At 67.6% G+C, this 17,649-nt stretch carries 18 protein-coding genes and 1 tRNA gene; 7 read left to right on the top strand and 12 right to left on the bottom strand.

Annotated elements, in window-relative coordinates; genetic code table 11:
- The first annotated feature begins 36 nt into the window (after window positions 1–36).
- Window positions 37–921: an IS1595 family transposase gene (locus C472_RS04705; protein WP_006628658.1), complete on the top strand. Its 885-nt coding sequence runs from the start codon at window positions 37–39 to the stop codon at window positions 919–921.
- A gap of 83 nt (window positions 922–1,004) precedes the next feature.
- Window positions 1,005–1,766 carry a hypothetical protein gene (locus C472_RS16880; RefSeq protein ID WP_152420596.1) on the top strand — a complete coding sequence of 254 codons (762 nt, stop codon included), beginning with the start codon at window positions 1,005–1,007 and terminating at the stop codon, window positions 1,764–1,766.
- A gap of 43 nt (window positions 1,767–1,809) precedes the next feature.
- On the opposite strand, the gene C472_RS04700 is transcribed toward C472_RS16880, so the two are convergent.
- From C472_RS04700 to C472_RS04670, 9 genes are all read right to left on the bottom strand, one after another.
- Window positions 1,810–2,601: a DNA adenine methylase gene (locus C472_RS04700; RefSeq protein ID WP_006628657.1), complete on the bottom strand. Its 792-nt coding sequence runs from the start codon at window positions 2,599–2,601 to the stop codon at window positions 1,810–1,812.
- Window positions 2,601–2,921: a hypothetical protein gene (locus C472_RS04695; RefSeq protein WP_006628656.1), complete on the bottom strand. Its 321-nt coding sequence runs from the start codon at window positions 2,919–2,921 to the stop codon at window positions 2,601–2,603. The genes C472_RS04700 and C472_RS04695 overlap by 1 nt, the downstream gene beginning before the upstream one ends.
- Window positions 2,922–3,010: 89 nt before the next feature.
- On the bottom strand, window positions 3,011–3,352 hold the full coding sequence (locus C472_RS04690) for a hypothetical protein (protein ID WP_006628655.1): 342 nt from the start codon (window positions 3,350–3,352) through the stop codon (window positions 3,011–3,013).
- Window positions 3,353–3,396: 44 nt separating this feature from the next.
- The gene (locus tag C472_RS04685; protein WP_006628654.1) at window positions 3,397–3,954 is read right to left on the bottom strand and encodes a hypothetical protein; all 558 of its coding nucleotides are present in this window, start codon (window positions 3,952–3,954) and stop codon (window positions 3,397–3,399) included.
- A 201-nt stretch (window positions 3,955–4,155) separates the two neighbouring features.
- On the bottom strand, window positions 4,156–4,296 hold the full coding sequence (locus tag C472_RS17455) for a hypothetical protein (protein ID WP_162832661.1): 141 nt from the start codon (window positions 4,294–4,296) through the stop codon (window positions 4,156–4,158).
- Entirely contained in the window at window positions 4,293–4,520 is a 228-nt protein-coding gene (locus C472_RS04680; protein WP_006628652.1) for a hypothetical protein, read from the bottom strand. Before C472_RS04680 ends, C472_RS17455 begins: the two co-directional genes overlap by 4 nt.
- Before the next feature lie 183 nt (window positions 4,521–4,703).
- Window positions 4,704–4,878, bottom strand: a tRNA-Trp gene (locus C472_RS16875).
- Window positions 4,879–4,990: 112 nt separating this feature from the next.
- Window positions 4,991–5,218: a DUF5795 family protein gene (locus C472_RS04675; protein WP_006628651.1), complete on the bottom strand. Its 228-nt coding sequence runs from the start codon at window positions 5,216–5,218 to the stop codon at window positions 4,991–4,993.
- Window positions 5,219–5,332: 114 nt separating this feature from the next.
- Window positions 5,333–6,358, bottom strand: a complete 1,026-nt coding sequence (locus C472_RS04670) for a DUF5794 domain-containing protein (RefSeq protein WP_006628650.1) — start codon at window positions 6,356–6,358, stop codon at window positions 5,333–5,335.
- Window positions 6,359–6,941: 583 nt separating this feature from the next.
- Here C472_RS04670 and guaB point away from each other — a divergent pair.
- From guaB to C472_RS04655, 3 genes are all read left to right on the top strand, one after another.
- On the top strand, window positions 6,942–8,429 hold the full coding sequence (gene guaB / locus C472_RS04665; protein WP_006628649.1) for an IMP dehydrogenase: 1,488 nt from the start codon (window positions 6,942–6,944) through the stop codon (window positions 8,427–8,429).
- A gap of 102 nt (window positions 8,430–8,531) precedes the next feature.
- Complete coding sequence (locus C472_RS04660; RefSeq protein ID WP_006628648.1) at window positions 8,532–9,119, top strand: response regulator transcription factor; 588 nt, start codon at window positions 8,532–8,534, stop codon at window positions 9,117–9,119.
- A gap of 83 nt (window positions 9,120–9,202) precedes the next feature.
- Window positions 9,203–11,245 (top strand): DEAD/DEAH box helicase, encoded by a 2,043-nt coding sequence (locus C472_RS04655; RefSeq protein ID WP_006628647.1) that lies wholly within the window; start codon window positions 9,203–9,205, stop codon window positions 11,243–11,245.
- 37 nt (window positions 11,246–11,282) lie between these two features.
- Here C472_RS04655 and C472_RS04650 read toward each other — a convergent pair whose 3' ends face one another.
- On the bottom strand, window positions 11,283–12,344 hold the full coding sequence (locus C472_RS04650) for a phytoene/squalene synthase family protein (protein ID WP_006628646.1): 1,062 nt from the start codon (window positions 12,342–12,344) through the stop codon (window positions 11,283–11,285).
- A gap of 177 nt (window positions 12,345–12,521) precedes the next feature.
- On the opposite strand from C472_RS04650, the gene C472_RS04645 reads away from it, so the two are divergent.
- Window positions 12,522–13,667 (top strand): acyl-CoA dehydrogenase, encoded by a 1,146-nt coding sequence (locus C472_RS04645; protein ID WP_006628645.1) that lies wholly within the window; start codon window positions 12,522–12,524, stop codon window positions 13,665–13,667.
- Between the two features lie 15 nt (window positions 13,668–13,682).
- Here C472_RS04645 and C472_RS04640 read toward each other — a convergent pair whose 3' ends face one another.
- Together C472_RS04640 and C472_RS04635 are read right to left on the bottom strand one after the other, a co-directional pair.
- On the bottom strand, window positions 13,683–15,665 hold the full coding sequence (locus C472_RS04640; RefSeq protein ID WP_006628644.1) for a PH domain-containing protein: 1,983 nt from the start codon (window positions 15,663–15,665) through the stop codon (window positions 13,683–13,685).
- Entirely contained in the window at window positions 15,662–16,126 is a 465-nt protein-coding gene (locus C472_RS04635) for a PH domain-containing protein (protein WP_006628643.1), read from the bottom strand. The genes C472_RS04640 and C472_RS04635 overlap by 4 nt, the downstream gene beginning before the upstream one ends.
- Window positions 16,127–16,299: 173 nt before the next feature.
- On the opposite strand from C472_RS04635, the gene C472_RS04630 reads away from it, so the two are divergent.
- Complete coding sequence (locus C472_RS04630) at window positions 16,300–17,589, top strand: Glu/Leu/Phe/Val family dehydrogenase (RefSeq protein ID WP_006628642.1); 1,290 nt, start codon at window positions 16,300–16,302, stop codon at window positions 17,587–17,589.
- Window positions 17,590–17,649 lie beyond the last annotated feature (60 nt).

Here is a 17,649-nt window from a genome sequence, read left to right as displayed (position 1 = left end):
AGGCAAGGGTGACGCAACCGCGTCACCCGACGAACGATGTTCCCTATCAAGACGTTCGTCTCGGAGCGTCGCGCCGCGAACCTGCTCGAACAGGTTCGCTGGCGCGACGGCGTCTATTGCCCGCGCTGCCGTGGCGAATCTGTGATTCGGTACGGCAGCTATCGGGTGTTTCAGCGGTACCTCTGTAAGGATTGCGACCGCACGTTCAACGATCAAACCGGCACGATCTTCGAACATTCTGCGGTAGCACTTAGAAAATGGTTTCTCGCGGTCTACACGTACATCCGCTTCAACACAAGTCTCAGGCAGCTAGACGTAGAGATTGACGTTTCGTACAAGACGATCTACCGGCGCGTCCAGCGCTTCCTGCGAGCGCTGGACGCACCTCGACTCCATCTCAAAGGCCCGATTGAGATCGACGAATTCTACGTGAAAGCGGGTCTCAAGGGCCGCGAGCGCGACGGCCCGTCGCGCTCGCGTGGCCTGTCCACACGCGGACGTGGTACATACGCTGAGGACAAGCCCCCTGTGTTTGTTCTCGCAGATCGTGACAGTGGTGAGCGATACGTGGTCCCGGCGAAAACCGCGACCGAATCACGGATTCGACTCCTGCTGGCCAACCGCCAGCAGGAGTCGTTGACCGTCTATACTGACGGCTTTCGGGCGTATGAACCGCTTGAGGAGGACGACGCATTCACTCGTGAATACGTCGTCCACGGTGACGGTGAGTACGTTGATGGAGATGTTCACGTGAACACCTGCGAGAGCCACGCGTCGCTGGCGCGACGGTGGCTCTCGCCGCATCGAGGCGTTTCTAAAGATAGACTCACACCATATCTCCGAGCGTTTCAGCTCCGTCGTGAAGTGTTCCGAAAACCGGGGAAAGAAGCACTCAAAACCATCCTCGAAACTGCGCTATGACTCACCAACAATCTCCGCCACAAGAGCGNAGTGTTCCGAAAACCGGGGAAAGAAGCACTCAAAACCATCCTCGAAACTGCGCTATGACTCACCAACAATCTCCGCCACAAGAGCGTAAGACTAATCGGTATAACTATTTCAGAGCCGAAATCAGGTTCCCCTCCGAATTAGACGAAAAGTTCGGTGTCCAAACAAATAAGAGCCGATTTTCTCTGGATCCAAATCTCCGTGACAAGCTCGATGAAAGGTTAGAAAGCGTTCTAACGAGTTTGGGGAATGAAATACAAGATGAACGTAAGGACGTGAGATCAGAGTTGAATAAGGATGACGTTGGGCGTGAGTCTACCTCAGAAAAGATCGCAAACAAAGCGCTAGACCGACTACGTCCCAGCGCTTATTCTCCCACAGAAGAGGACATTGAAAAACAGGAATCCGAAAAGCAACGCAAAATCGAGGAGATACAAGAATCAGACCTGAAAGAGGATGAAAAACAAGAGCGGATTGAGTCAATACGTGACCAATTCCAACGGGACCAGTATATTAACAAAAAAGTGGAAACATTAGGAAGTGGTAATTTCTATGATATGAAGAACAAAGGATCTCAAATGGATGTAACGTTAAACAACGAGCATCCATTCTACCGGCAGGTGTATCAAGAAGCGGAGATTGAGAATCCAGAGTTACAGGTTTATCTTGACTTAATAGTATTCACACTAGCGAAGACAGAGGATATGTTTTATACAAATAACGATATCAGACGATTCTACGATTCGCAGCGAAGAGAATGGTCGAGTGTAATGGCCTCATTCCTAGAGGACGCAGCTGCCGAGTTTGATGATCAATAATAAAATGGACTGAGACGGCCAATAAGCCCCTCAGCACATCGGGTTAGTTACAACCCTTTGCCTCGAAGTTCATCACCAACCGTTCTTTCGCGTCCTTCGCTTCTCCACGCTTCCCGCTGTTGATGAACCGTTTCTCGTCGCGATCGACCGCGTACACATCTTCGAACCCCTCCGGCAGATCCTCATACGAGCAGATCCAGTCGCCCTCCAGTTCTGCCAGCCCGTCGACGAGCGCCCCGTGGTCGATCGTGTTCACGAGGTAGTAGTCCTCGTAGCCGACGTACGGCGGGTCGCAGTAGAACACGGTGTCCTCGCTGTCGTACTTCTCGAAGACGTCGGCCCAGTCGAGGTTCTCGACGACGACGTCACCGAACCGGTCGGCAAACTCGTCGAGTCGGTCGACCTTGTTCGCGTACGACAGCGCCCGACCGCTGACCTTCGACGTCCCGAACCCGGCCGGGCCGTCGTACTTCCCGCCCCACTGGGTGTACCGGAGGTAGAAGAACTGGCCGGCGCGCTCGATCGGGTCGGCGGGCCGGTAGCCGTTGAAGAACTTGTGTGCGCACTCGTCGTGGAGCTCCCGCGAGTACGGCGTCCGGTCGAGCCACTCGACCAGCTCGTCGCACCGATCGCGGAGGACCTCGAAGAACTGGACGAGGTCGCCGTCGCGGTCGTTGTACACCTCGACCGTGCTCGCGTCCGGGTCCTTGTTCGCGAGGACGCCGGCCGCGCCGCCGAACACTTCCACGAGGCAGGTGTGCTCGGGGACGTGGTCGAGGATCCACCACGCGAAGCGACTCTTCCCGCCGGGATAAGGGAAGACGGCGTCCGCCATCACGGACCTCCGTCGAGCCGCTCGCCGACGACGCCGGCGACGCGTTCGACCCAGTTCGGCACGTCGTCGTCGTGGACGCTATCACCCTCGCAGAAGATCCGGCCGATCTCGACCGAGCCGTCGACGATCCGCGCGTCGAGCTGCCAGTCGAGCTCGTTCGCGGCCGAGATCTCGATACGGAGCGCCGAGTTCGCGTCGACGCTGACGACCGCGAGCGCGTGATGTGGGCCGCGGTATCCGCTGATCCCCTCCGCGACGAGGTCGACGTGGATCTCTTTTGACTGTGCGCTACTGCCGTGGGCAGGCTGCTTCGAAGCCATACCGAGCGCTGGTTGTCGGTCGTGGTTTAGTGTGACCCGCAGGGTTCCGATCGCCTCCGAACGAGCACAAATCGCCAGACGTGCCGGAGTTAGACGTGTTCGGCATGCTGTTCCGGATGGTCGACATCGACGAGGTGGTACCGCTTCGTCCCGCGATGTCGCTCGATGTCGACGAGGGTGTAGTGTTCCAGTTTCGGGAGGTAGTTCTCTCGGAGATACCGTAGCGTCACCGGGTCATCGTGCGCCTCCTCGTACCGCGCGTACAGCTCTTTCTGGATGAGACCGTCCTCCTCGGCGAGGACCTCGTACAGCGCGTGCTGGTGGGTGTTCAACTTCGAGATCGTCTTCTGTCGAACCTCGTGCTTGGCGTCGGCGACCGCGTCCTCAACGAGCCGCGCCGGGATCGCCGATAGTCCCTCGCGGCTCGCCATCCGCGCGCCGAGCCGTAGCGCCGCGATCGACGTTGCGGGCGGCTTCAACGAGATCGAACATCCCCCCCGACCTTCTCGGACTCGTCGGCCCACGTCGTGGAACAGCGGACCAGCGAGCCCTCTCCGTACCGGTACGTGAGATCGCTCTCGTCCTTGTAGTTGAGATCCGCGAACTGCGGGAGGACTCGGAGCGAGCACGCGCGACCGGTCTTGTACAGGTCGCCGTCCTCGTCGCGCTCGCGGAGCGTGAGGTCGTACTTGTAGTACGCGGAGTAGTCGTCGCCGGTCCCGGTTCCGGCCTTCCACCGCGACGGGATGAGCTTCACGACCCACTCGCGGCCGGGCGTCGGAGCGTCGAGCCACGAGTGATCGCGCTCGTCGAGCTCGCCGACGGTCCCCGGCTCCTGGTCGCGGTCGGCGACGACGTCGTACCACAGCTGGTGGACGACGGAGTAGACCGAGAGTTCTCGGTCGGCGTCGTTGAACACGTATTGAACCGCCGCGCTGTGAGCGACCGGCTCGGGACCGTGTCGGTCCTGAATACGGGGATCGGGGAGCGAGCCCATCGACGCGTCGGGCGTCGAGGACGCGTCGACGCTCACGCGGATCGACCTCCGTCACTGAGGACCTCAAGGACGTTCCACCAGATGACGCGCTGGCAGCTGTGACAAACGTGGCGGAACGATCCGCCCGACGGATCGCCGACGATCTCGGCGGTCCGCTTCTCCGAGGTCTTTCCGCAGCTCGTACACTTCGCCGAGAGGAGCGGCCCAACGTGACCGACGCCGGGAGCCGAGCGGCTCTCACTCGACATCGTCCACCTCCTCGTCGCTCTCCTCGGGGTCGTCCTCGTCGGCGAGTTCGTCGGGGAGGTTCCCGTTCTCCTCGGCGAGTCGGAGCTGTTCCGCGAGGGTGTTCGCGTGGCCGGGATCGTCGTCGGTCACGCGGACGCACCCCCGTCAGTGTCCGCGTCCGTCTCCTCGGGCGTGTACTTGTACGAGCCGTCAGCGGTGCCGATCGTGAACTGGTCGGGGCGCTGCGGGCACCCGACGAGGTGACCGTATTCGAGATCGCCGTTGATGCTCCGAGTACAGCGCGCGCCGCAGGAGTCACAGAAGAACTCGCGGTCCTTCCCGGCGGTGAAGGTACCGGAGTGTCCGAGGCTCACGCCGGAACACCTCCAGTCGTGGACCTGTTTTTCCTCGAATACCTATTACTAAGACGTGATACGTTAGAGTGAAGACCGCTATGGGGCGGGAGGGATTTGAACCTCGGTCGCTGTCGCTCCCTGATTCAAACCCCTCCTCGGCACGTCACCGTCGCTCGCGACGTTGCTCGCGACGGTAGAAAGTGGGGCCGGAGGGATTTGAACCCCCGATCGACTGATATCTCCGGTGCGCCTCGGAACTCCAGAGGGTCGTCAACACGACCGATGATCAGTCGGCCGCTCGGTATATCAGTCTGGAGTGTCGTCCCGGGCGCGAGCCTCTGGAGTCAGTCGCCATGCCTGGCTTGGCCACAGCCCCGCGTGATCTCGCATCGAATCGTTACCGAAACGCGGATAAAGGGGTTTCGATCGCGCCCGATCGGGAGACGGGACGGCGGAGCGAGGCGGCGCGGAGGGAGACGTTACGCGGGTCAGTCCCCCCGATCGTCGTCGCTCCAGTCGCAGTCCTGGCACTTGTAGCCGGTGACGAACTCGGTCACACTCGGCATGTAGCCGACGGAGATGACGTCTCCGCCGCAGTCCGGGCAGTCGCGGTCGGCGTCGGCGATCGACTCCGCCTCCAGCACCGACTCGCCCTCGACCAGCTCCGCGAGCTTTTCTGGCGTCACCATCCGCCCCTGAACGACGCGGTTCGACATACCCGTCGTTCGGCGTCGAGTACCTAAACCCCGGCGACACGCACGGCGCGCGGATGCCGAGCGAGCCGGCCCGGGCCGTGCGACGCGGCGACCTCGCGAGCGCCAACCTTCAGGTCACAGCCACGGGGCCCGGGAGTCGTCGTCGGTGAACGGGTCCGACCCGTCGCCGTCGCTCTTGGGTTCCTCCCCGCCGTTCGCGAGGACGGCGACGTCGTCGTCGACGATCGGTGACGGCCCCTCCGGCGGGGCGTCGAGCGGGGGATCGGTCGGGACGTCCTCCGCGGGATCGTCGGCGGCGTCCGCCGGTTCGTCGCCGTCGTCCGCGCCGTCGGCGTCGGGGCTATCGGCGTCGGAGGTGCCGTCGTCGTCCGGCGCGTCGTCGTCGCCGGCGTCTCCCAGTCCGTCCGCGTTCGGGTCGTACGCGAACAGCGTCGTCACCGCGAGGACGGCGAGCGCGATCGGGACCTCGGTCTGCATGAGGTCGAAGGGTTCGAGCAGGATCGGCAGCGCGAGCACGCCCAGCGCGACCGCCGACCCGAACCGGAACCGGTCGATGTCGACGCGACCGCGGAGGTGCGGCGACAGGAGCGCGATCGCCAGGGCGAACGAAACGCCGACGGCGGCGGCCGCGGTCCCGTTGATCACGTACTCGGTCGAGGTCTCCAGCGCGAACCCTGACGGGTCAAAGCTCCCGGCGAGCCCGAGCCCGATGATCACGCCGGGGCTCGGCAGGAACTCGCCGATCTCGGAGCTGGCGGTCTTGGCGGCGATGGTCAGGATGACGAGCCCGGCGAAGCGGCCGAACACGTCGAGGTCCAAGAGTCCGGCCAGCGCCGGCGCGAGGGCGGCCTCGACCGCGGCGAGCGGGATGATGACCGCTCCGATCAACAGCACGGACCCGACCATCTCGCGCCGGGTGCCGTCCATCTCCGCGAGGATCACCGCGGCGGTCGCGGAGCCGCCGAAGATCAGGATGCCGGTCTCGACGACGCCCGCGGCCGATCCGAGGACCCCCGCGACGACGAGCGCGGGGAAGATGCCGTCGACGAGCGGCAGGACCATCACGGTCGCGAGCAGCTTCGTCGCGTTCCCGACCTGCTGTTCTAGTCGCAGGGCGACGGGGTGACGTGAAGTGCTCATTCAGGGACGATAGCCCTGACCGACGGGGTGGCGGTGGGACGCGTGCGACTCGCGATGGTGTGGGGACCACCACGCGGAGTCCGCACCGCGAAGGGTCCGACGAGCCCATGTAAAGGGTTTGCGCGGATTGCCGGCTGTGAAGCGGACGCCGAGGTCGACGTTCGACTTGCCGGCGATACGCGCGTTCACGGGACTGTCGGAGTCCATACCAGATATACGTGTTTCGGTCGCGTTAAAGGTTGTGTGAGACGTGTCCGCACGACACGAAGGATCCACGGCGAAACCCGCTGGCCGACGACGATACCTCGATTCATTCCGGAGTTCACCGAACATCCCACGCCGCCTCGGGACCGTCGCGGACGGGACCCGACCGCGCTCGGATTCGGACGGTAGGTCGGGGGCGGGGCCGCCGCGAGAGACGGCGCGGCGACCGCGAGCGCCGGCGCGGCGAAGCCCACTGGCGCTCCGGCGCGTCCGCCCCGCGAACCGCACAATCGTGTATATCGAAGTGGTTCGATCGTGACCAACCGCCACGTCCGTGCCGTCTCGCAACGCTTTTCATCGGCCGTTCGTGACGGATTATATGGCGACAGATTCTGGCCGATTCTCGGCGAAGTTCGAGGTTCCGGAAGCGCTGACGTTCGACGACGTGCTCCTCCGTCCCAAGGAGAGCCGCGTCGAGCCCGACGACGCGGACCTGAGCACTCGGGTGTCGAAGAACGTCGAACTGACCGTGCCGGTGCTGTCCGCGGCGATGGACACCGTCACCGAGAGCGACCTCGCCATCGCGATGGCCCGCGAGGGCGGTCTCGGCGTCCTCCACCGCAACATGACTGTCGAGGAGACGGCCGCCGAGGTCGAGCGCGTGAAGCGGGCGCACGAACTCGTCATCCGACGCGAGAACGTCGTCACCGTCTCCCCCGACGACACCGTCCGCGAGGCCGACGCGCTGATGGAACAGCAGGGCGTCTCCGGTGCCCCCGTCGTCGACGACGACGACACCGTCCTCGGGATCATCTCCGGGACGGACATCCGCCCGTACCTGGAGGTCGGCGAGGAGGACGCGGTCCGCGAGGCGATGACCGACGAGGTCATCACCGCGCCCGAGGACGTCGGCGCGCGGGAAGCGCTCGAACTGATGTACGACCACAAGATCGAGCGCGTCCCCATCGTCGACGGGGCCGAGCGGCTGGTCGGGCTGGTGACGATGCAGGGAATCCTCCAGCGCCGCGAACACGAGGAGGCCGCCCGCGACGAGGACGGTCGCCTGCTGGCCGGCGTCGCGGTCGGGCCCTTCGAGGAGGAGCGCGCCGTGGCGGCCGACGAGGCCGGCGTCGACGTGATATTCATCGACTGCGCGCACGCTCACAACCTCAACGTCCTCGACTCCGCGGAGGCTATCAAAGCGACCGTCGACGCGGACGTCGTCGTCGGCAACGTCGGCACGCGCGAGGCGGCCGAGGCCGCGGTCGATTTCGCCGACGGCCTCAAAGTCGGCATCGGGCCGGGGTCGATCTGTACCACTCGCGTCGTCAGCGGCGCGGGGATGCCCCAGATGACCGCCGTCGCGGAGGTCGCCGACGTCGCCGTCGAACACGGCGTCCCCGTGATCGCCGACGGCGGCATCCGGTACTCCGGCGACGCGATCAAGGCGCTCGCCGCGGGCGCGGACGCGGTGATGCTCGGCTCGTACTTCGCCGGCACCGACGAGGCCCCCGGCCGCGTCATCACGATGAACGGCAAGAAGTACAAGCAGTACCGCGGCATGGGCTCGGTCGGCGCGATGAAGTCCGGCGGCGGCGACCGCTACCTCAAGGAGGAGGACGAAGACGAGGAGTTCGTCCCCGAGGGCGTCGAGGCCGCGACCCCGTACAAGGGGAGCCTCGCCTCCGAGCTCCACCAGCTCACGGGCGGGATGCGCTCGGGGATGGGCTACGTCGGCGCTGAGACCGTTCCCGACCTCCACGAGCGCGCGGAGTTCGTCCGCGTCTCGTCCGCGGGACAGAGCGAGAGCCACCCGCACGACGTGATGATCACGGACGAGGCCCCCAACTACAGCCCCGGCGAATAGCGCCGGAGCGACCCGAGCCGGCCGGAGCGCCGAAGAGGTATTTTAATATAGCCAGCGGAGAGACGAAACGTGTGAGCGAACACCCCCTCGCTCCCGTCACCCATGAGTGAGCAACCGCCGCTGGTCCTCGTGGTCGAGGACGAACCCGATCTGGCCGACCTGTACGCCGCCTGGCTCGGCGACGAGTACCGCGTTCGAACCGCGTACGGCGGCCACGAGGCCCTCGATCAGCTCGACGAGGCCGAAGACGAGGTCGACGCCATCCTCCTCGATCGCCGGATGCCCGGCCTCTCCGGCGACGAGGTCCTCACGTCCGTCCGCGACCGCGGCATCAACTGCCGGGTCGCGATGGTCACCGCCGTCGAGCCGGACTTCGACATTCTGGAGATGGGCTTCGACGACTACCTCGTCAAGCCCGTCACCAGCGACACGCTCCGGGACACCGTCGAGGGGCTACTGCGGCGCGGCGAGTACGACACGGAGGTCCAGGAGCTGTTCTCGCTGACCTCGAAGAAGGCAATGCTCGAGTCCGAGAAGAGCGCGAGCGACCTGGCGGACAACGAGGAGTACCAGGAGCTCACCGACCGGATCGCCGAGCTCCGCGAGCGGGCCGACGAGTCGCGCGACGCGGTCGCGACCGACGATGAAGACTACGAGAAGCTCTTTCAGGACTTCGACACCGACGCGTAACCGGGGATCGAGCCGACGCCCGCGACCGGTCGAGGGGGACGCCGCCGACTCTTTATCACCGATCCGACCGAACGCGTGATCGTATGCGCGTCCGGGAACTGCCGCTCTCGTCGTCCGTCGTCGACCACTTCGCCGACCGCGGCGTTCGCGAGCTGTACCCGCCGCAGCGCGCGGCGGTCGAGGCGGGCGTCTGCGGCGGCGCGGACGTGGTCGCGGCGGTGCCGACCGCCTCGGGGAAGACGTTCGTCGCCCAGCTCGCGCTCCTGACCGCCGACGGTCCCGGGCTGTACGTCTGTCCGCTCCGCGCGCTCGCCCGTGAGAAGTACGAGACGTTCGCCGCGCTACCCGGCGTCGACGTTGGCATCTCGACGGGCGACTTCGACGCGACCGGCGAGGAACTGGCGGGCAACGACGTCGTGGTCGCCACCAGCGAGAAGGTCGACTCCGCGATCCGCAATGGGGCCTCGTGGGTCGACGAGCTGGCCTGCGTCGTCGTCGACGAGGTCCACCTGCTGGGCGCAAAGCGGCGCGGGCCGACCCTCGAAGTGACGCTGGCGACGCTCCGACGGCGGAACCCGGACCTCCAGACCGTGGCGCTGTCGGCGACCGTCGACAACCCGGACGCGATCGCGGACTGGCTCGACGCCGCCCTCGTCGAGTCCGACTGGCGGCCCGTCGAGCTGCGGACCGGCGTCGCCGTCGGCGGCGACGTCGCCTTCGACGACGGGACGAGCCTGTCGGTCGACGTCGCGTCCGGGGGTGAAACGGACCCTGACGGGGACGACGGGGGCGGAGCCGACCGAGGGGGCGATACCGACGCCGAGGTCGACACCGACACTAGAGGCGGGACCGACGCGGAGGACGACGAGCCGGACGCCACCGAGGTCACCGCCGCCCTGGTCGCCGACGCGGTCGCGGACGGCGGCCAGTGTCTCGCGTTCGTCCGCTCCCGCCGCGAGGCGGTCGATCTCGCGGAGCGGCTCGCGGACGAGGGGCTCGCCGAGACGCTCGGGATCGAGGACGCGGCGGACGCGGCGGCGGACGAGGCCACCGACGTGGACGGGACGCTCACCGGCCGGCAGCTCGCCGACTGCCTGCGCGCCGGCGTCGCGTTCCATCACGCCGGGCTCCGGTCGGGCCACCGGTCGGTCGTCGAGTCGGCGTTCCGCGACCGCGACGTGGCGTGTATCTGCGCGACGCCCACGCTGGCCGCCGGCGTCAACGTCCCCGCGCGCCGCGTCGTCGTCCGCGACCAGCGCCGGTACGGCGAGGCCGGCATGGAGTGGATCCCCACGCTCGAAGTCCACCAGATGTGCGGCCGAGCGGGGCGTCCGGGGCTCGACCCGCACGGGGAGGCCGTCCTCGTCGCCGACGCCGACACGCGCGCCGCGGTTCGAGAGCGGTACGTCGAGGGGGAGCCGGAGGCCGTCGAGTCGCAGTTGGCCGATCCCGGGGCGCTCCGGACCCACGTCCTCGCGGCGATCGCGACGGGGTTCGCCGCGACCGAGACCGAGATCCTCGACGTGTTCGAGGGGACGTTCTACGCGCGGGAGACCGGGGCCGGCGGCCTCGCCGACGCGGTCGCCGTCGCGGTCGACGACCTCGTCGCGGCCGGCATGGTCGCCCGGGAGACCGGCGGCGTCGAGGACTACCGGCTCGTCGCGACGGCCGTCGGCGAGACCACCTCGAAGCAGTACGTCCGCCCCGAGACGGGCGAGCGGATCGTCGCCGGGCTCCGCGCCGCGGCCGGCCTCTCCGACGCGACGACGCTCACCGCGTTCGAAGTCATCTGCGACACGCCGGACATGCAAGACACCTACCTCGGGAACGCCGAGCGCGCGGACATCTACCGGTTCGCCCGGACGAACTCCGCGCATCTCACCACGGACATGACCGAGCCGGACGACTTCGAGGGGTGGCTGGAGTCGGTGAAGACGGCCCGCATCTTAGACGAGTGGATCGGCGGCGCGACCGTCGAGGAGCTGGTGGAGCGCTACCGGATCGGGCCGGGGGACCTCGACTCTCGGGTCGAGCGCGCGGAGTGGCTGCTGAGCGCCGCCGAGGCGCTCGGCGAGACGATCGGAGTGCGGGTCCCGGCGGTGTCGCGTGCGCGGTCGCGGCTGTGAGAGAGTGGAAAAGGCGATCGGCGCGTCCGATCCGGGCTCAGTCGGCTGACCCGACCGCCCGGTGGAAGGGGGTCCGGGCGATCGTCTGCCGCAGCTCCGCCAGCGAGTCGCGGCCGACGTCGCTCGCGGCCGACATCACCGCGAACACCTCCTGTCTGGACACCTTCACGCCGGTCTCGGTGAGCGCGTCCTCCGGGCGGCTCCCGAGTTCGCGGAGGGTGCCGACCGCGAGCAGATACGGGACGGTCCACGCCTCCATCGTGTTGCCGTTCGAGAGCGGCATCGTCTCCAGGTACGCCTGCGCGTCGTCGAGGAACGAGCGGGCGTAGTCGGCGGTCCGGTCGACGACGCGGGCGGACGACTCCCGGTTCTCCGGGTGGACGACCCGCTCCTGTTCGACGCCCTCCGCTTCGAGCCACTCGGCCGGGAGGTAGACGTTGTTCTCCTCGGTGTAGTCGTCGTACACGTCCTTCGAGACGTTCACCAGCTGCAAGAGGAGCCCGAACTCCTCGGCGGTCTCGCGCAGCCGGTCGGCGCGCTCCTCGGCGACGTCGCCGCGGGTGAGCAGGTTCGTGATGAGGTTGCCGACGGTGCCGGCCGCGTAGTAGCAGTACTGTTCCAACTCGTCGCGGTCGTCGATGCGGAGGCCGCCCTCGGTGGCGTGGCGGTCGACGAACATCGCCATCCCGTCGACCATCTCCAACACCGGCGGGACGATGGCCTCCTGCGCCTCCGGGTCCAACTCCTCGAACGTGGCGGCGATCGTCGGTGCCTCCGCGACGACGGTCCAGTCGTCGTCGCGCTCGGCGGGCAGCCACTCGTCGACCGCCTCGCGGAACGCGCCGATCTCGGTCTCGTCGTCCGGGTCGATCGCTCGTCGGTACGTCCGCAGCACGTCGCTCTGGGCTTCCGGGGGGATGTGGCCGGCGTCCTCGACGGTGTCGGCGACCCGGCAGAGGAGGTAGCCGACGCAGATCTGCGAGGCCATCGGCTCCTCTAGCACGTCGACGGTCAGCGCGAAGGTCCGCGAGACCCCTTGGACCGCCTCGTGACACCACGCGAGGTCGGCCTCGCCGGGGCCGTGTTCTCGTCCGCTCATTCAGTTGCCAGTCCTTACGGCACAACGCATAAAAAGCCTCGTGGAACGGCGGCCGGTCGCCGCTCGTCGCACGGAACCGCGAAATCGGAGGACTCCGCCGCCGTTCGCGCCGACGAACCGGCGGCCCGTGTACAATCGTGTGGAAACGGCTAAGTCGGCCCGGCCGAACGTCACGACATGGAGTTCACGCTCACCGAAGAGCAGCGTCAGATCCGCGACACCGTCGCGGAGTTCGTCGACGAAGAGGTCGTGCCGCGGGCGGCCGAGATCGACGAGAACGACGAGTTCCCGGCCGAGCTGATCGACGAGATGGCCGACCTCGGTCTCATGGGGATGCCGTTCCCGGTCGAGTACGAGGGCGCGGGCCTCGACTACCACAGCTACGCGATCGGCCTCGAAGAGATCTCCCGGGGCTCCGGGGGGCTCGGGACGGTCGTCGCGGCCCACACCTCGCTGGCCGGCAACATGCTCTACGAGTTCGGCGACGAGGAACAGAAGCAGGAGTACCTCACGGCCCTGAACACCGCCGAGGACATCGGCGCGTTCGCGCTCTCGGAGGCCGAGGCCGGCTCGGACGTGCCCGCCATGTCGACCACCGCGGAGCGTGACGGCGACGGCTACCTCGTCAACGGCGGGAAGCTCTGGATCTCCAACGGCTCCGTCGCCGACACGGTCACGCTGTTCGCCAAGACCGACCCCGACGCGGGCCGGAAGGGCATCTCGTCGTTCGTCGTGCGCCCCGAGGAGGACGACGGGTTCGTCGTCGAGGGGACGGAGGACAAGCTCGGCGACAAGGGGTGTCCGACCGCCGAACTGCGGTTCGACGACATGTGGATCCCCGAGGACCGGCTGCTCGGCGAGGAGGGTGAGGGGTTCGTCCACGCGCTGAAGACGCTCAACGGCGGCCGGATCACGATCGCGGCGCGGTCGGTGGGCATCGCGCGCGCGGCCCTCGACGAGGCGAAGTCGTACGCTCAGGAGCGCGAGCAGTTCGAACGCCCGATCTCCGACTTCCAGGCGATCCAGCACAAGCTCGCGGACATGGACACGAAAGCCCGCGCCGCGGAGCTGTTGATGCACGAGGCGGCCGACCTGAAGATGCGCGACGACGACTACATCAAGGAGGCCGCGCAGGCGAAGCTGTACGCCTCCGAGATCGCCCGCGAGGTCGCCAACGAGGGGATCCAGATCCACGGCGGCTACGGCTACACCAAGGACTTCCCAGCCGAGCGGTTCTACCGCGACGCGAAGCTCTCGGAGATCTACGAGGGAACCAGCGAAGTCCTGCGGAACACGATCGCCCAACAGCTGCTCGACGAGTGACGCCGCCGGCGGCCGTCACTCCCTCGAACCCGGGGCGTCGCCGTCTCCGCCGTCGTCCGTAGCCCCGTCACGGTCTGTCCCACTGCCCTCCGTCTCGCTGCCCTCCGATCTCTCCCCCTCCGCGTCGTCGTTCTCGGCGTCGTCACTCCCGGCGCTGCCGGGGCCGTGAGCGACGTCGGCGTCCGAGGGGTTCTGGTCGACGGCGTACCCGCCCGTGTCGATCCGCTCCGCCGGCTCCGAGTAGTCGCGCTCGCTTGACGAGAAGTCCGGCCGGACGACGCCGTCGTCCGGGATGTCGACCTCGTCGTCGGGCGCGTCGTCGCCCGTCGTCTCCTGACGGGTCGACGCGTCGCTGCGATCGGTCTCGCCGGCCGTCGACGCTGACCTCGATTCCGCGGCGGATCCCGGTTCCCCCGTCGTTGCGTCCGGTTCCGCGGCCGACCCGGTACCCGTCGCGTCCGGTTCCGCGGCGATGCCGTCGCCCTCGGCGACCCACTCGAAGCGGTCGCTCCCGCTCGACCGCCGCTCCGCGACGGCGGTCGCGAGCCGTTCGGTGAGCGTCTCCTTCAGCGCCTCGGCCTCGTCGATCTCGAAGTCGACCGCGGCGGCGTCGCTCCCGGTCAGCGACCCGGTCCCCGCGGTGTCGGCGACGACCGTCGCCACGCCCCACCGGCGCTGGAACACGGTTCGGCTGTCGATCACGTTCTGTATCCGGTAGTACGGGACAACCGCGACGGTCCGGCTCCAGAACCCGTTGCGGGTGAGCAGGTGGTCCTCCCCGAGCCAGTAGCCGCGGTGCTTCCACTTGAGGTGCGCCGCGGGCGGCACGGCGAGGAAGAGCGCGGCGACCCCGTACCACGGGAGCGACGCCGCGACGTACCAGTTCGCGCCGTACGCGACCCCCGTGAGCACCCCGACAGTCATCGCGTACCGGACGACGTACCGCCAGCGGATCCGCTTCGGCGGCCGGTTGAACTCGGGCGTGCCGAACGACTCGATCTCGTGTGCGAGCCGGTAGACGCGGTCGGTCGTCGCGATCGGCACGGCGGACTGGTTGCCGGACTCGGACCCCTGTCCGGGCGCGTACCCCGCGGTCTCGATCGAGAGACTCGCGTAGCCCAGCGCCCGCTTCGCGGGGTTGTCCGTGATACGCAGCGTCTGGACCTTCTCGGTCGGGATCGACCCGCTGTACCGCCGGAACAGCCCGCGCTCGTAGCGCAGTTCGTCGCCGGCGCGCGAGAGCCGGAATCCATAGTAGTTCGAGAAGGCGACGCCCGCGCCGATGAGCCACGACGCGAGGAACAGCGCCGCCACGCCGACGAACGCCGTCGCGGTGAGCGCGGCGGCGGATGTCTCCGGCAGGAAGCCCGACAGCACCGGGAACGACCCGGAGCTGAGGAACGCCAACAGCCCGATGAGGCGTCCGTCGAACGACAGCGCCCCGACGAGGGCGAGTTCTCCGGGCGAGATGGCGAACAGGACCTCCTCGTCCGGCGCGAACGCGTCGTCGCGCCCGCCCTCGACCGCGTCGTCGACGGCGTCGGTCCCGTCGCCGGCACCGCCCGCCCGGCCCGCGTCGGACTTCCGGCGCTGGACCTCGCGCCGGAGGCGGGTCGCCTCCTCGGGCGTGACGAACCGGATCGACCCCTCTGTGCTGGAGCCGCCGGCGGTCTCCAGATCGACCGCGGCGACACCGATCGCGCGCTGGATCACGGACCGGCTCACGTCGACGTTCTGGATCCGGCGGTACGGGATCTCGCGCTCGCGCCGAGAGATGACGCCGGAGGAGATGTCGAGCGTGTCTTCCGTGAGGACGTACTCGAACCGGCGGTAGTACGCGACCTCGTAGGCGAGCATCGCGAGGAGGATCGCCGCGCCGCCGGCGACCGCCAGCGGGATTCCGAACCCGCCGCTGTTGACGATCACGAACAGGGCGAGGGCGGTCCCGGCCGCCTTCTGGAGCGCGCGGTACGGGACCGACTGCGGCGCTAGCTTCACACCGCGTCCTCCCCGTCGGCGCGGATGGCCAGCCGTTTCAGTTCCTCGCGGAGGTCGCTCGCGCCGTCCGGCGTGAGTCCGGGGATCCGCACGTCAGCGCCCCGCGATCCGGCGGTGTACACCACGCACGAGGCGAGCCCGGCGGTCCGCTCGATCGGGCCGCGCCGGGAGTCGACGTGCTGGATCCGCACCAGCGGCACCGTGGTCCGCACCTGCGTGATCACGCCGCGGTCGAGGTAGATCGCGTCCTCGCGGATCTCGTAGCTCCAGCGACGGTACCGGAGCAGCGCGTGCGCGACGGTGAGCGTCAGCATCGCGGCTCCGACCCCCACCGGTGCCCACTCCGGGAGGTACCCGAGGTACGCGCCGCCGGCGAACGGGGCGGTGACGAGCGCCGACAGGAGCACCGCACGGAGGACCCACACGATCTGGACTCGGGGGTGGAGCGTCTGTGCCGTCATCGACGGTCCCCCGTCGCGTGTCCGCGTGTCATGGCCGGCGGTTGACGCGCCCGACGTATAAGTCCGGCCGGAAGCGACTGACGGGACTCGGACGCGACAATCATGATAGACACTCTCTCTCGAAGGCGATACTTGCCGAAACCGATATGACCCGGGGTCGAGTCGTGCCGGCCATGACCGACGACCCGTTCGAGAACATGCTCGCGCAGATGGACCGTGCCGAGGAGTACGCAGACGTGGACCACGGGATCTTCGAGCGGCTCAAACACCCGGAACGGACCCTCAAGGTCACGCTCCCCGTCGAACTGGACTCGGGCGAGGTCGAGGTGTTCGAGGGGTACCGCTGTCAGTTCGACAGCGCGCGCGGGCCGTTCAAGGGCGGCGTGCGGTTCCACCCGTCGGTGACCCAGCGCGAGGTCGAGGCGCTCGCCGGGTGGATGACGTGGAAGACCGCGCTGGTCGACCTCCCGTACGGCGGCGCGAAGGGCGGCGTGATCTGCGAGCCGAAGGAGCTGACGCAGAACGACTTGGAGAGCCTGACCCGGCGGTACACCGAGGGAATCCGCCGGATGATCGGCCCCGAGGTCGACGTGCCCGCGCCGGACATGAACACGAACCCGCAGACGATGGCGTGGATGATGGACACCTACTCGATGTACGAGGGGCACTCCGTCCCGCAGGCCGTCACCGGGAAACCGCTCGAGATCGGCGGGACGCCCGGCCGCGTCGAGGCGACCGGCCGCGGCGTCTCGCTCGTGACCGAGCGGCTCTTCGAGTACCTCGACCGCGACCTCTCGGACGCCACGATCGCCCTCCAAGGGTTCGGCAACGTCGGGTCCAACGCCGCCCGGCTCCTCGACGAGGCGGGTGCCAACGTGGTCGCGACCTCGGACGTGTCGGGGGCCGCCTACGACCCCGACGGGCTCGACGTGGCGGCGCTCGGCGCGCACGTCGACGCCGGCGGCCTAATCTCCGAGTACGTCGCGGGCGAGTACCGCGGGAACGCGGACGGCTCCACCTGGGATAATCCGGACCAGATCACCAACGCGGAGCTTCTCACCCTCGACGTCGACGTGCTCATCCCGGCCGCCGTCGAGGGCGTGATCACCGCCGACAACGTCGACGACCTGCGGGCGTCTGCGATCGTCGAGGCCGCGAACGGTCCGACGACCGTCGCCGCCGACGAGGTGCTCACGGAGCGCGACATCCAGGTCGTGCCCGACATCCTCGCGAACGCCGGCGGCGTCATCGTCTCCTACTTGGAGTGGGTCCAGAACGCACAGGAGTTCTCGTGGCCGCTGGAGACGGTCAACGCCGAGTTGGAGCGCCGCATCGGCGACGCGTTCGACAAGACGATCGAGCAGTACGACACCAAGGAACTGCCCGACCTGCGGACCGCCGCGTACACGCTCGCCTTGGAGCGCACGGCGAAGGCCCACGAGTACCGCGGGCTGTTCCCGTAACCCGGTCGTTCGCTGGCAGTCGCCGTACCCCGGCCGTTCGCCGCCGCCACGTCCGGCCCG

Source organism: Halorubrum tebenquichense DSM 14210 (assembly GCF_000337415.1).
GTDB classification, from domain to species: Archaea; Halobacteriota; Halobacteria; order Halobacteriales; family Haloferacaceae; genus Halorubrum; species Halorubrum tebenquichense.
Note: the sequence above shows the minus strand (reverse complement) of the source record. Positions and strands in the feature narration are given on the sequence as shown.

Excerpts from the sequence above, each read along its gene's own strand:
- C472_RS04705 (WP_006628658.1), top strand. The coding sequence starts at position 37 with ATGTTCCCTATCAAGACGTTCGTCTCGGAGCGTCGCGCCGCGAACCTG.
- C472_RS04695 (WP_006628656.1), bottom strand. The coding sequence starts at position 2,921 with ATGGCTTCGAAGCAGCCTGCCCACGGCAGTAGCGCACAGTCAAAAGAG.
- C472_RS04630 (WP_006628642.1), top strand. The coding sequence starts at position 16,300 with ATGACCGACGACCCGTTCGAGAACATGCTCGCGCAGATGGACCGTGCC.
- C472_RS04670 (WP_006628650.1), bottom strand. The coding sequence starts at position 6,358 with ATGAGCACTTCACGTCACCCCGTCGCCCTGCGACTAGAACAGCAGGTC.
- C472_RS04645 (WP_006628645.1), top strand. The coding sequence starts at position 12,522 with ATGGAGTTCACGCTCACCGAAGAGCAGCGTCAGATCCGCGACACCGTC.
- C472_RS04655 (WP_006628647.1), top strand. The coding sequence starts at position 9,203 with ATGCGCGTCCGGGAACTGCCGCTCTCGTCGTCCGTCGTCGACCACTTC.
- C472_RS16880 (WP_152420596.1), top strand. The coding sequence starts at position 1,005 with ATGACTCACCAACAATCTCCGCCACAAGAGCGTAAGACTAATCGGTAT.
- C472_RS04700 (WP_006628657.1), bottom strand. The coding sequence starts at position 2,601 with ATGGCGGACGCCGTCTTCCCTTATCCCGGCGGGAAGAGTCGCTTCGCG.
- C472_RS04690 (WP_006628655.1), bottom strand. The coding sequence starts at position 3,352 with ATGGCGAGCCGCGAGGGACTATCGGCGATCCCGGCGCGGCTCGTTGAG.
- C472_RS04650 (WP_006628646.1), bottom strand. The coding sequence starts at position 12,344 with ATGAGCGGACGAGAACACGGCCCCGGCGAGGCCGACCTCGCGTGGTGT.
- C472_RS04635 (WP_006628643.1), bottom strand. The coding sequence starts at position 16,126 with ATGACGGCACAGACGCTCCACCCCCGAGTCCAGATCGTGTGGGTCCTC.
- C472_RS04675 (WP_006628651.1), bottom strand. The coding sequence starts at position 5,218 with ATGTCGAACCGCGTCGTTCAGGGGCGGATGGTGACGCCAGAAAAGCTC.
- guaB (WP_006628649.1), top strand. The coding sequence starts at position 6,942 with ATGGCGACAGATTCTGGCCGATTCTCGGCGAAGTTCGAGGTTCCGGAA.
- C472_RS04660 (WP_006628648.1), top strand. The coding sequence starts at position 8,532 with ATGAGTGAGCAACCGCCGCTGGTCCTCGTGGTCGAGGACGAACCCGAT.